The following is a 13,101-nucleotide window of genomic DNA, read 5'->3' on the forward strand; positions in this document are numbered from 1 at the left end:
GTCACTCGTCCGGCAGCATGCCCTGCGGCAGGTTCTCGCGGAAGATCACTTCGCCGCGCGGCGTCTCCACCCCCTGCATGGCTGGCCGTCCGGCGCGCAGATTGGTGAAGATGCCGACGCAGGCCGACAGCGTGTTGCGCGGGTCCTGGGTGATGACCGCGTCCAACGTGCCGTCGATCAGCATCGCGCGCGTCTCGTTGGTCAGGCCGTGGCCGACGAAGACGATCTCACGCTCCCGCCGCGTCTCCTTCAGCGCGCGGGCCACCCCCTCCGCCCCGCCGCCGATGTTGTAGACCCCGGCGAGGTCGGGATGCAGGCCGAGCAGCATGCGGGTCTGGCGGTAGCTCTTGCCCTCGTCGTCATGCCCCTCGCGCAGGCCGACCACCTCGATGCCGGGCGCGATCTCCTTCAGCACATGCAGGAAGCCCATCTCGCGGTCCTCGTGGGCGCGGTAGCTCAGGCTGCCGGCGATCATCGCCACCTTGGCCGTCCGCCGCCCGAGGAAGCGCGCGATCAGATAGCCGGCCGTCCGGCCCGCCGCCCGGTTGTCCAGCCCGACATAGCCGGCACGCCGGCAGTTCAGGATGTCGGAGATCAGCGTCACCGCCGGCACGTTGCGCTCGGCCAGCGCGTCGACCGCCTCGCGCACCGCCGGATGCTCCAGCGCCATGAAGGCGACGCCGTCGGCCCGGCGGCCGTGCTGGAACAGGCTGCGGGCCAGCAGCTCCGGATTGAAGCTTTTGATGAACTCGACCTGGGCCTTCACCCCTTGCGGGGCGAGCAGGGAGTCGGCGCGGCGGATCATCTCGCCGAGCCCGGTCAGGAAGCGGTTGTTGCCGGCAGGCAGCAGGAAGGACAGCCGCATCGGCTTGGCCGCCACCGCCGGATGCAGCTCGGATTCCGGCAGATAGTCGAGATCCGCCGCCGCCTTCAGCACCCGCTGCACCGTGGCGGCGCGCACCCCCGGCCGGTGGTTCAGCACGCGGTCGACCGTCGCGGTCGACACGCCCGCCGCCTGTGCGATGTCGACCACCCGCGGCAGGGCGCGCGACAGGGTACCGGCTTCCGGTTCATTCTTCAGCGAAACCATCAAAAACCATCATCATTCGTGTTTGACACTGATCGGCTGCGGACCTACCGTCCCTTCAACAATCATCAATTGACATCAGATCACATCAGAAACGCAAGGCCGGAAAGCAACGTCGGCCGCAACCCAATGGGAGGATGGACAATGACCAGTTTGACCCGCCGCAAGATGCTGAAGGCGATGGCGACCGTTCCGGCGGTGCTTCCGGCGCTCGGCGCGGCCGGCGCCGTCATCGGCATGCCGCACATCGCGCGCGCCGCCGAGTTCGACCTGAAATACGGCAACAACCTGCCGCTGAGCCACCCGCTGAATGTCCGCGCCCAGGAGGCGGCGGAGCGCATCGCCAAAGAGTCGAACGGCAAGGTCTCGGTCAAGATCTTCCCCAACAACCAGCTCGGCGGCGACACCGACATGCTGTCCCAGGTGCGCAGCGGCGGCCTGACCTTCTTCACGCCGTCGGCGCTGGTCATCGCCACGCTGGTCCCGGTCGCCGCGATCAACGCGGTGGGATTCGCCTTCTCCGACTATGATCAGGTCTGGAAGGCGATGGACGGCAAGCTTGGCGCCCATGTCCGCGAGGCGATCTCCAAGGTCGGGCTCTACGCCTTCGAGAAGATGTGGGACAACGGCTTCCGCCAGATGACCAGCGGCGACAAGGCGATCAATTCGGCCGCCGACATGAACGGCCTGAAGATCCGCGTCCCGGTCAGCCCGCTCAGCATCTCCATGTTCAAGGGGCTGGGCGCCGCCCCGGCCAGCCTGCAGTTCAGCGAGGTCTATTCCTCGCTGCAGACCCGGATCGTCGACGCGCAGGAGAACCCGCTGCCGATCATCCAGGTCGCCAAGCTGTACGAGGTGCAGAAGTTCTGCTCGCTGTCGAACCACATCTGGGACGGCTTCTGGTTCATCGCCAACGGCCGCGCCTGGAAGGGCCTGCCGGCCGACATGCAGACCGTGGTGGCCACCGCGATCAACGACGCCGGCATGGCCCAGCGCGGCGACATCAAGGCGCTGAACGCCTCGGTCCGCGCCGACCTGGAATCGAAGGGGCTGGCCTTCAACCAGCCGTCGCCCGACAGCTTCCGCGCCAAGCTGCGCGAGGCGGGCTTCTACGGCGAATGGAAGGGCCGTTTCGGCGACGAGGCCTGGGGCCTGCTGGAGGAGGCGGTCGGCAAGCTCGCCTGACCGCATCCTTCCTCCCTCCGGTCCCCGTCGCATGAAGGAACCCCCCGCCATGTCCCACCTGTCCGAACCGGTCCACGGCTATGCGGAGGCGCCCGGCGGCGCGTCCGCGGGCGGTGCCGCTTCGTTGTTCCGCAAGATCGACCACGGCCTGTCCGTCGGGGTGGAGGTCGTGGCGGGCCTTCTGGTGCTGGTCGAGATCGTCGTCCTGCTGGCGGGCGTCGCCGCCCGCTACCTGTTCCACACCCCGCTGGTCTGGTCGGACGAGCTGGCGTCGATCCTGTTCCTCTGGCTGTCGATGCTGGGCGCCGTCGTGGCGCTGCGCCGGGGCGAGCACATGCGGATGACGGGCCTCGTCAGCCGCGTCGGCCCCCAGGCGCGCAGCCTCTTGGAATGCATCGCCATCACCGCGCCCATCGCCTTCCTGGCGCTGGTGCTCTACCACGCCGTCGACTATGCGATGGAGGAGCAGTTCATCACCACCCCGGCGATGGAGATCTCCAACGCCTGGCGGGCCTCAGCCCTGCCGGTCGGGCTCGGGCTGATGCTGGTGGCGGCGCTGTTCAGGCTGCTGCGGGTTGCCCGGCCGCGCACCGTGCTGGCGGCGGCGCTGGTGACCGGCGTCATCGTCGGCGGCTTCTGGGCCGCCGGGCCGGTGCTGAAGCCGCTTGGGCAGCTCAACCTCGTCATCTTCTTCGTCGGGCTGGTCGCCGCCAACGTCTTCGCCGGGGTGCCGATCGCCTTCTCCTTCGCGCTCGCCACCTTCTCCTATCTGGCGCTGACCACCTCCACGCCGCTGCTGGTGATGGTCGGCCGGCTGGACGAGGGCATGTCGCACCTGATCCTGCTGGCGGTGCCGCTGTTCGTCTTCCTCGGTCTCCTGATCGAGATGACCGGCATGGCCCGCGCCATGATCCAGTTCCTGGCCAGCCTGCTCGGCCATGTCCGCGGCGGCCTGTCCTATGTGCTGATCGGCGCGATGTATCTGGTCTCCGGCATTTCCGGCTCGAAGATCGCCGACATGGCGGCCATCGCCCCGGTGCTGTTCCCGGAGATGAAGAAGCGCGGCGCCCCTCCGGGCGACCTGGTGGCGCTCTTGTCGGCGACCGGCGCCCAGACCGAGACCATCCCGCCCAGCATCGTCCTGATCACCATCGGCTCCGTCACCGGCGTCTCCATCGCGGCACTCTTCACCGGCGGCATGCTGCCCGGCGTGGTGCTCGGCGCCTGCCTGTGCTTCGTCGTCTGGCGCCGCTACCGCAACGAGGATCTGAGCCACGTCGAGCGCACCCCCGGCCGCGAGATCGGACGGCTCGCCATGGTGGCGCTGCCCGCCATCCTGCTGCCCTTCGTCATCCGCGCCGCGGTGGTCGAGGGCATCGCGACGGCGACCGAGGTGTCGACCATCGGCATCGCCTATTCCGCGATCGTCGGTCTGCTGATCTACCGCCAGTTCGACTGGCGCCGGCTGAAGCCGATGCTGATCGAGACGGCGTCGCTGACCGGGGCGATCATCTTCATCGTCGGTTGCGCCACCTCGATGGCCTGGGGCCTGACCCAGTCCGGCTTCTCGTCCGACCTGGCGGCCTTCATGGCCGGCATCCCCGGCGGCGCCTACGGCTTCCTCGCCATCTCGATCGTCGCCTTCATCATCCTGGGCAGCGTGCTGGAGGGCATCCCCGCCATCGTGCTGTTCGGCCCGCTGCTGTTCCCCATCGCCCGCGCCGCCGGGGTGCACGAGGTGCATTACGCGATGGTCGTCATCTTCGCCATGGGCATCGGCCTGTTCGCCCCGCCCTTCGGCGTCGGCTATTACGGCGCCTGCGCCATCAGCAAGGTCAATCCCGACGAGGGCCTGAAGCACATCTGGGGCTATGTCGGCGCCCTGCTGGTCGGGCTGGTGATCGTCGCCGCCATCCCCTGGATTTCGACCGGTTTCCTCGCCCGCTGAAAGCGGGCTCGGTTTTAGCGCCCGCTGAAGGCGGGCTTGGTTTCGGCGCTCGTTAACGCCGCCGGCTCTTCCCGATCCCCCTCATATCCGGAGTTCTTTCAATGAGCCGATTCTTCGGCCAGATCCGTCAGGCTGGCTACGTCGTGCGCGACATCGAGGCCGCCATGGACTATTGGAGCCGCACGCTCGGCATCGGTCCGTGGTTCTACAACGAGCGGGTTCCGATCCGGAACTACAGCTACCGCGGCGAAAGCTACGAGGTTCACAATTCGGTGGCGCTGGCCAATTCCGGCCCGCTGCAGATGGAGCTGATCCAGACCCGCAACGACGCGCCGTCGATGTACCGCGACTTCCTCCAGGCCGGGAACACCGGGCTCCAGCATGTCGCCTACTGGACCGAGGATTACGACGCCGACCTCGACCGGCTGCTCGGGCAAGGCTTCAAGCCGGTGATGAGCGGCGAGGTCGGCGAGAAGGGCCGCTTCATCTATTTCGACACCGAATACCATCCCGGCACGGTGATCGAGCTGTCGGAGGTCGCCGGCCCCAAGGGCAAAATGTTCGACCTGATCCGCGAGGCCTCGATGGGCTGGGACGGCAGTGATCCGGTGCGGCCCTTCCCGGACCTGGGCAAGCTGTAAGAGCAATCCATGACGGCAAGTTAACCCCCACCCTGACCCTCCCCCGCTGGGCGGGGGAGGGGACGACTGCTGAAGCGGGAGAGCGGCGGCAGTCCCTCCCCCGCCCGGCGGGGGAGGATAGGTGGGGGCATTCGTAAGCCATCACTCTCCATGCGACCGAACAAGGCCACTCCCATGCACGCCGACCGCATCGAAGCGACATACCTGATCGAAACCCCCCTCGCTCCGGCCAAGGTGGCGGAGGTGATGGCGGGCGAGCAGTCCTGCGGCACCTTCACCCGTGTCCATGGCGAGACCGACGACCTGCGCGCCCGCGCCCGCGCCATCGTGGAATCGGTGGAGAAGCTCGACGTCGCCGAAACGCCGGCCCTGCCCAACAGCTGGCTGGAGCGCCAGCGCAATTCGGGCCCGTGGCAGCGGGCGCGCGTCACCATCTCCTTCCCGACCGGCAACATCGGCGCCAACCTGCCGACGCTGGCCGCCACCGTTGCCGGCAACCTCTACGACCTGGGGGAGGTGACCGGCCTGCGGCTTGAGTCCCTGCGGCTGCCGCAGGCCTACCGCGACCGCTTCGACCGGCCGGTCCACGGCATCGCCGGCACCCGGCGGCTGACCGGGGTGGCCGACGGGCCGCTGGTCGGCTCGATCCTCAAGCCCAATGTCGGGCTGTCGGCCGAGGAGACCGGCGATCTGGTCGGCACCCTGTGCGCCGCCGGGCTCGACTTCATCAAGGACGACGAGATCTGCGCCGATCCGGTGCATGCGCCGCTGGCCCAGCGCATCCCGGCGGTGATGGACCGGGTGCGCCGCCACCAGGACCGCACCGGCAAGCATGTGATGGTCGCCTTCAACATCACCGACGAGACCGACGCCATGCGCCGCCATGCCGATCTGGTGGAGCGCGAGGGCGGGTCCTGCATCATGGTCAGCCTGAACTGGTGCGGCCATTCGGCGGTCCAGACGCTGCGCCGGCACAGCGGGCTGGTGCTGCACGGCCACCGCAACGGCTTCGGCGCCCTGTCGCGCCATCCGCTGCTCGGCATCGGCTTCGACGCCTATCAGGCGCTGTGGCGTCTGGCCGGCGTCGACCACATGCATGTCCATGGCCTGGACGGCAAGTTCGCCCAGCCCGACGCAGAGGTGATCGACGGCGCCCGCGCCTGCCTCGCGCCGCTGGCTTATGATGCTCCCCCTCTCCCCCCCGGGGAGAGGGTCGGGGTGAGGGGGACGCACGGCGTGGATTTGGGGAAACCGGATACGCCGACGCCTGCCGACACCTCCATGCAACGCGCCCCCCTCACCCCAACCCTCTCCCCGGGGGGGAGAGGGGATGTGGGGGACGTCGTCATGCCCGCCTTCTCGTCCGGGCAATGGGCCGGCACGGTGCCGGTCACCTGGGAGGCGGTGGGGACGGCCGACCTGCTGTTCATGTCCGGCGGCGGCATCATGGCCCATCCCGACGGCCCGGATGCCGGGGTGCGCAGCATCCGCCAGGCCTGGGACGCGGTGCGCGCCGGTCGCCGGCTGGAGGATGCCGCGGCGGAGCAGCCGGAGCTGCGTCACGCCCTGGATTTCTTCGGCAGGAAGGGCTGAGCGCCATGGCTCCAATCCCCCGTCTGGGCTGGTACGGCGACGACTTCACCGGCGCGACCGACACGCTGGCCGCGCTGGCGACGGCGGGCCGGCGGGCACTGCTGTTCCTCGACGTGCCGGACGTCGCCCGGTTGGGCAATGCCGGCCCGCTCGATGCGGTCGGAATCGCCGGGGCGGCGCGCAGCATGGCGCCCGAGGCCATGCGGGCGGAACTGGAGCCGGTCGGCCGTTTCTTCGCGGCGCTGGGCGTGCCGGTGCTGCATTACAAATGCTGCTCCACCTTCGACAGCGCGCCCGCGGTCGGCAGCATCGGCGAGGCGGTGCGCACGCTGGCGCCGCATTTCCCCAACCGATTCCGTCCGGTGGTGGGCGGACAGCCGAACATCGGCCGCCATTGCCTGTTCAGCACCCTGTTCGCCGCGGCCGGCACCGGCGGCACGGTCCACCGCATCGACCGCCACCCGACCATGAGCGTCCACCCCGTCACCCCGATGGCCGAGGCCGACCTGCGCCGCCATCTCGCGGCGCAGGGGCTGGAGGGCGTGGCGGCGCTGCATTATCCCGACTACGGCCGCGCCGACGCCGACCTCGACGCCCGGCTGGAACGGATTTTGGACGAGGCGCCGCCGGCCGTCCTGCTGGACGTGGCGCGCAGCGCCGACCTTGCCACGGTCGGGCGGCTGATCTGGAGCCGTGCCCGCCGCTGCCCCCTGCTGGCGGTCGGGCCGAGCAGTGTCGCCCAGGCGCTGGCCGCCCATTGGGACGAGGCGCCTTCCGCCACCGTCCGGGACGAGCCGCCGCTCGCCCCCGCCGCGTCGCCGGTCTTCCTGATGGCCGGCAGCCTGTCGCCGGTGACGCGCCGGCAGATCGAAGCCGCCGCTTCCTACACCCGTATCCGGGCCGACGCCGCGGCGCTGTGCGACGATCCCGGCTATGCAGCCTCCCTGCTGAACGAGGTCGTCGCCGCGCTCTGCGCCGGCCGCCACACCCTGGTCTGGACCGCCCCCGCCGAGCCCGGCACCGCCGACACCGCCCGGGCCGGCCGGGTCGCCGCCGCCACCGCGGCGTTCGTCGTTGCGGTGCTGCGGGCCGTGGCGCTGCGGGGGGGGCCGCTGCGCCGCATTGGCATCGCCGGCGGCGACACCTCCAGCCTCGCGGTGCGGGCGCTCGGCTGCTGGGGGCTGTCCTATCGCTGCACGCTGGCGCCCGGCGTCACCGTCAGCCGCACCCATGCCGACGACCCGGCGGTCGACGGGCTGGAGCTGATGCTGAAGGGCGGCCAGATGGGCGGCGACGACCTGTTCGAGCGGCTGCTCGGGTAGATCGGGAACCGGCGATTGGCGCTTGACATGCAAATGATAATCGTTATCATTTGCTCATTCGAACGCACTTATACCGGAAGCCAGCCGTCAGCCTCGCGTGCTCGAAGGTCAGCCACCGTCTTTTTCCGCCCTGGCCGCGGATGCGGCCACCGGGCGAAGACGGCGAAAACCCAATTGAAAACCGGAGATCGGAGCGTCGCTGACGCCCAGGCCGGAGCATGGCCCCCGATGGCCGGTGCCATGCTTTCCCCATGCTTGCTTACCATGGCACCGGCCCGGACCGTCGGCCGATCACGCCGTGACGGATGCGCCGGGAGCCTGTTCCAGGCGCGCGGCCACGGCCTCCCAATCGACCAGTTGCTCCAGGAACGCCGCAAGATAGTCGGGACGGCGGTTGCGGTAATCGACGTAATAGGCATGCTCCCAGACGTCGCAGCCCAGCAGCGCGTGCCGCCCGTGCGCCAGCGGGTTCTCCCCGTTCGGGGTGCGCATCAGGGCCAGCCGCCCGTCCGCTTCCTCGGTGAGCCAGACCCAGCCGGAGCCGAACTGCGCGACGCCCTCCTTGACGAAACCGCTTTTGAACGCCTCGACGGAACCGAAGCTGTCGACGATGCGGCGCTCCAGCGCGCCGGGAACCGCCCCGCCGCCGGCCGGCTTCATCCAGCTCCAGAAATGGATGTGATTCCAGTGCTGTCCGGCGTTGTTGAAGATGGCCTGGGCCTGCGGCTCGGCAAAGGAGCGCCGGACGAGATCTTCGAGCGGCAACCCGGCGAGCGCCGATCCGGGGACCAGTTCGTTGAGCTTGGCCACATAGGCGGCGTGGTGCTTGCCGTGATGAAGCGTCATGGTTTCCAGCGACATCGCCGGCCCGAGTGCATCCGGGGCATAGGGCAGGTCGGGCAGAACGAACGCAGCGGTCATCGTTTCCTCCTTCGCCAGGCCGCCCGGCCATTGCATCGGCATGACGGAGCGGCTAAAATTCCAAGGACAAACTTGGTTTATTCGGCGGCAGATAATATGTCAAGCCATGGCTTGGAAAACTATGCGTCATCCTCGACCGCTGCGACCGACAAGCTGTTGACCGTCCTGAAGACGCACGGTCCCCAGACCACGGCCGAGCTGGGGCAGGTGCTTGGAACGACGTCGGAGAACGCACGCCAGCAGCTGGGCAGGCTCGCTGCCGAGGGGCTGGTCGAGGCCCGTGCCCGGTCACGCGGGGTGGGCCGGCCGGCCCAGGTCTGGCATTTGACCGAGGCCGCCCACGCACGCTTCCCGGATGCCCATGCCGAGTTGGCGGTGCAGTTGATCCGCAGCATCGGCGAAACGCTGGGGCGGGACGCGCTCGATGCGTTGATCGCGGCGCGCCGGGATGACGCCTTGGCGCATTACATGGCCGAGCTGAGGGATGTGGTTGCCGTGAAGGACCGCGTGGCGGGCATCGCGGCGATCCGAAGCCGGGAAGGCTATATGGCCGACTGGTGGGAGGAGGCGGACGGTACGCTGCTCCTCGTCGAGAACCATTGCCCGATCTGCGCCGCCGCCACCGCCGACCAGGGCTTTTGCCGTGCGGAACTGGACCTTTTCCAGCGGGTGCTCGGGGACGATGTTCCGGTCCGGCGCATCGAGCATATCCTGGACGACAGGCGGCGTTGCGCCTATCGGATCGCGCCGGCGCCGGTATGAGACGGGGCGCACGGCCCGGCCCGGCCCGGCCCGGCGTGACGAGGGCGATGGCGGGCGACGAGGACCGCGCTATTTGCCGGCGGTCAGGGTACGGGCCAGCACCTTCGGACTCATCCCCGTGTGGCGCTGGCACAGCGCCACGAAGCTGCTGATGCTGTCATAGCCGAGCATGAAGGCGGTATCCGTTACCGACCTGCCCGCCGCAAGCAGGTCGATGCCGTGCATCAGCTTGGCGATCTGGAGCCACTCGCCCACCGGCAACCCGGTGTCGAGCCTGAACTTGCGGGTGAGGCTTCGGCGCGACATGCCCGCGGCGGCAGCGATCTCATCGAGCCCGACCTGCTCGTCCGGCCGGTCCATCCACGTTTCCACCGCACCGCGCAGGCGACTGTCCTGCGGCATCGGGAGCATCATGAGCCCGCCCCTGGCCTCGATCAACTCGTCTTGCAGGACAGCGAGCAGTCGTCCGGTTGCGCCGGAGATTACCGGATGCAGCCGAGCGGCAGCCAGCCGCTCGACCAGGGCGCCGACCAGGGGGGTGCAGCGCATCACCGCGGGCTCATCGGGAAAGCCCTGGCAGAACTCGGGCGCGAGATAGAGCCGGACGCCGTCGGTATTGGCGGTGTCGCCGGCATGGTCGGTGAAGGGAGGCACCCAGCACAGGTGGCCGGCGGGGATGAGCCAACGGCCGGTCGGCGACTGCGATCTCATATATCCCGACCGAAGCAGGAAGAACTCGCCATGCGGATGGCGATGGGCGCCACGGGCGAAATGATCGTCCCCGCCGGTCGCCGCGCTGCGCAGCGCGGCGCCGTCGAGCCCGTCGAGGGCAGGGGCATCGGCTCCCGGCCAGATCGCTGCCATTGGCCCAAAACCATCAAAACTTGACCTGTTGCAAGACGCGCACCTTAGTTGGTTCCGGCATAAAGGCAAGGCATTGCAGGAGGTCGCCATGTCTTTGTTCCGTCCGGGGTCCGCACGCGCGGCCCGGCTGCTCGTCATCGCTGCCGCCCTGTCGATTGCGGGATGTGCCGGCACCACCGTGCACGAGGTTGCGAGCCGGCCGCCGACCCTGTCTTCGCTTCCCCCGAGAAGCATCGGGGTGGTCATCGAGGACGAAAGCCTGCCGCCGGAGAAGCCGTCTCGCCGCGCACGCCAAGCCGCCGACCTGCGCACCGTGTCCGCCGCGCTCTCGGAGCGCATCCCGAAGCTCCTTGCCTCCCATCGCCTTGCCGTGGTGCCGGCCGGGCAGCCTCCGGACCTGATCCTGCGGTGCCGCATTCTGGCTCTCCGCAGTGGCAGCAAAGCACTTCGCGTGTTCGTCGGCTATGGTGCCGGCAAGACCGTGTTGCAGGTCGGCGTGACCTTGGCCGATCCGGCGGCGCGCGACGCGCCTCTGCTCGACTTCGCGACACACTCCACGACCGGGAGCATGCCGGGTGGTGGCTATGGCATTCCCGCGCTGGTGGGCGAAGGGCTCAAAGCGCTGCAGAAGGACGGCCTTGCCGTCGAGGTCGACCAGACCCTGCAGGCGATAGACAGTCGGGTCGGCGCCTACTTCCTGTCGCAAGGCTGGCCCTACCCGACGCTCCCGCAGCTGGGGGAGCCATGAGGCAGCCCATGCAGCCGCGCAACCCGGAAGTTCCGCCATCCATGGCCGAGCGTCGTACCCACCGGCTGCCGGTCCGGGCAAGCCTGCCTAGCCGGCCGAAACCTCGACCTCTACCTCGACCGTCGGCTCGTGCCGCACCGGGAAATTCACCGAGCGGGCGATGAAGCATTTCTCCGCCGCCTCATGGTGCAGGGCCACCGCCTTCTCCATGTCCGCTGCCCCCGACCCCGGCGCCAGCGTCACCCGCGGGCGCAGGACGACGGCGACGAACTGGCCGGCGCCGTCCGCTTCCTCCGCCATCACCCCCTCGGCCGCGTCGGCATAGGCGGTGACGGTGATCCCGGCGGCGGCGCAGAGATGCAGGTACCACAGCTGGTGGCAGGCCGAGAGCGCGCCGACCAGCAGCTCCTCCGGGTTCCAGCGCGCCGGATCGCCGCGGAAGGCGGGATCGGCGGAGCCGGGGATCGCCGGCTTGTCTCCCGCGCCCAGCGCGTGGTCGCGGCTGTAGCCGCGGTAGGACGAGGTGCCGCTGCCGAGATTGCCGGTCCAGTCGAGCCGGACGGCATAGCGGTGTTCCCTGTGCGCCATCGAACCCCTCCGTCTATTGCATCACCACCATCAGCAGCACCGGCAGCCCGACGAAGGCCATGGCGGTGGACCCCAGCACCATGCCCGCCACATCCTCCGGCGCATTGTCGTAACGCAGCGCCCACAGATAGTTGAAGACGGCGACCGGCATCGAGCTCTGCACCAGCACGACGCCGCGGGCCGCCCCGGTCAGCCCCATCGCCCAGGCGATCAGCAGCCCCATGGCGAAGCCCACCCCCAGCCGGAAGGCCGACATCGACAGCGCCCGCACCGCCCCCGACAGCCGCAGCTTCGACAGCGCCACCCCCAGCGAGAACAGCATCAGCGGCACCGCGCAGTTGCCGAGCAGCGTGGTGGTGTTGCCGATCCAGACCGGCAGCGGCACATCGGCCAGCTGGACCGCCACCGCCAGCCCCACCGCATAGATCGTCGGGGTGCGCACCATCTGCCCGAGGTCGAAGCGCCCGGCGGCCAGCGCCGGGCCGAGCGTGAACTGCCCGACCGACATGACGGCATAGAACAGCACGGCGAGGCTGAGGCCGCTCTCGCCGAAGGCGAACAGGCAGACCGGCAATCCGAGGTTGCCGGCATTCGGGAAGGCCATCGCCGGCACATAGACCCGCAGCGGCAGCCCCGCCGCCCGCAGGACCGGCACCGACGCCAGCGCGGTCAGCCCCATGCAGGCGGTCGCCGCGAGCGCCATCTCCGCCATCGCGTCGGCCGACAGGTGCAGCCGGGTCAGCGCCGAGAAGACGAGGCAGGGCGACGACACGTTGACCGCGAAGGTGGTGATGAAGGCGCTGTCATAGGGGAGGCTGGCGCGGGTCCAGCCATATCCCAGCGCCGCAACCATGAACACGGGGGCCAGCACGGCGAAGACGTCGGACAGAAGGGCGAAGGCGGGCATCGGCGGTGACGGGAGCCTGTGCTGCAACCGGTGGCGGGGCGGGCGAATTGTCCGCCACCATGGCGGCATTCCCTCCCGGCGTCACCCCCGCGGGGCGGGGGCCGGGCGCAGGGCTGCCTCGCAAAAAAAGCCGCCCGTCCCGCCGTTCCGCCCTGGGATGTGCAATCTCCCGCTGTGGCGGGGCGCCGCCACTTGCCGATAACCCCGAGTCGCCAGGACCGGGGCATGGCGCTACAGTCGCCGCCAGTCGCCGCCGGTGGGTGGCGGGCCGCTCCGGCCGCAATGACGGCCCCGTTGCGCTCGCTTTTGTGCAAAATTTAACATAAGGCAGTAACGATTTGTAACGAGGCTTGAGCGACAAGAGGGCACCCACTAGGGTAAGAATGGACTCATTCCGCGGATTTGCATGACACCTTCGCCGGGCGCCAAGACCGTTGTTCGACCCTTGAACAATAAGGCGCAACACGCCAAACGACAGTCCAGCCCGAACAGTCGCCGTTTCTCGCTGCGCTCCGTTCTGCTCTGGATTCTTTTG

The 13,101-nt window shown here is 69.1% G+C and carries 12 protein-coding genes; 7 read left to right on the plus strand and 5 right to left on the minus strand.

Features of this window, described 5'->3' with window-relative positions; all coding sequences use genetic code 11:
* Position 1 precedes the first annotated feature (1 nt).
* Entirely contained in the window at positions 2–1,090 is a 1,089-nt protein-coding gene (locus AL072_RS14940) for a LacI family DNA-binding transcriptional regulator (protein ID WP_045586146.1), read from the minus strand.
* Positions 1,091–1,231: 141 nt separating this feature from the next.
* On the opposite strand from AL072_RS14940, the gene AL072_RS14945 reads away from it, so the two are divergent.
* The 5 genes from AL072_RS14945 to AL072_RS14965 all read left to right on the plus strand — a co-directional run bounded on the left by AL072_RS14945 (position 1,232) and on the right by AL072_RS14965 (position 7,776).
* Positions 1,232–2,272, plus strand: a complete 1,041-nt coding sequence (locus AL072_RS14945; protein WP_045586147.1) for a TRAP transporter substrate-binding protein — start codon at positions 1,232–1,234, stop codon at positions 2,270–2,272.
* A 49-nt stretch (positions 2,273–2,321) separates the two neighbouring features.
* On the plus strand, positions 2,322–4,220 hold the full coding sequence (locus AL072_RS14950; RefSeq protein ID WP_045586148.1) for a TRAP transporter large permease: 1,899 nt from the start codon (positions 2,322–2,324) through the stop codon (positions 4,218–4,220).
* A gap of 101 nt (positions 4,221–4,321) precedes the next feature.
* Complete coding sequence (locus tag AL072_RS14955; RefSeq protein WP_045586149.1) at positions 4,322–4,861, plus strand: VOC family protein; 540 nt, start codon at positions 4,322–4,324, stop codon at positions 4,859–4,861.
* Between the two features lie 174 nt (positions 4,862–5,035).
* Positions 5,036–6,454, plus strand: a complete 1,419-nt coding sequence (locus tag AL072_RS14960) for a ribulose-bisphosphate carboxylase large subunit family protein (RefSeq protein WP_045586150.1) — start codon at positions 5,036–5,038, stop codon at positions 6,452–6,454.
* A gap of 5 nt (positions 6,455–6,459) precedes the next feature.
* Positions 6,460–7,776: a four-carbon acid sugar kinase family protein gene (locus tag AL072_RS14965; protein WP_045586151.1), complete on the plus strand. Its 1,317-nt coding sequence runs from the start codon at positions 6,460–6,462 to the stop codon at positions 7,774–7,776.
* A gap of 291 nt (positions 7,777–8,067) precedes the next feature.
* On the opposite strand, the gene AL072_RS14970 is transcribed toward AL072_RS14965, so the two are convergent.
* Positions 8,068–8,697 (minus strand): superoxide dismutase, encoded by a 630-nt coding sequence (locus AL072_RS14970; RefSeq protein WP_045586278.1) that lies wholly within the window; start codon positions 8,695–8,697, stop codon positions 8,068–8,070.
* A gap of 111 nt (positions 8,698–8,808) precedes the next feature.
* On the opposite strand from AL072_RS14970, the gene AL072_RS14975 reads away from it, so the two are divergent.
* On the plus strand, positions 8,809–9,459 hold the full coding sequence (locus AL072_RS14975; protein ID WP_245636873.1) for a helix-turn-helix transcriptional regulator: 651 nt from the start codon (positions 8,809–8,811) through the stop codon (positions 9,457–9,459).
* A 69-nt stretch (positions 9,460–9,528) separates the two neighbouring features.
* Here the strand turns inward: AL072_RS14975 and AL072_RS14980 are convergent, their stop codons facing one another.
* The gene (locus AL072_RS14980) at positions 9,529–10,323 is read right to left on the minus strand and encodes a helix-turn-helix domain-containing protein (RefSeq protein ID WP_045586153.1); all 795 of its coding nucleotides are present in this window, start codon (positions 10,321–10,323) and stop codon (positions 9,529–9,531) included.
* Positions 10,324–10,411: 88 nt separating this feature from the next.
* Between AL072_RS14980 and AL072_RS14985 the strand changes: the two genes are divergently transcribed.
* Positions 10,412–11,071, plus strand: a complete 660-nt coding sequence (locus AL072_RS14985) for a DUF4410 domain-containing protein (RefSeq protein WP_082109449.1) — start codon at positions 10,412–10,414, stop codon at positions 11,069–11,071.
* Positions 11,072–11,158: 87 nt separating this feature from the next.
* Here AL072_RS14985 and AL072_RS14990 read toward each other — a convergent pair whose 3' ends face one another.
* Positions 11,159–11,659 (minus strand): OsmC family protein, encoded by a 501-nt coding sequence (locus tag AL072_RS14990; RefSeq protein ID WP_045586155.1) that lies wholly within the window; start codon positions 11,657–11,659, stop codon positions 11,159–11,161.
* A 13-nt stretch (positions 11,660–11,672) separates the two neighbouring features.
* Positions 11,673–12,566, minus strand: a complete 894-nt coding sequence (locus AL072_RS14995; RefSeq protein WP_045586156.1) for an AEC family transporter — start codon at positions 12,564–12,566, stop codon at positions 11,673–11,675.
* Positions 12,567–13,101 lie beyond the last annotated feature (535 nt).

It is taken from the genome of Azospirillum thiophilum (assembly GCF_001305595.1).
Classification (GTDB): domain Bacteria; phylum Pseudomonadota; class Alphaproteobacteria; order Azospirillales; family Azospirillaceae; genus Azospirillum; species Azospirillum thiophilum.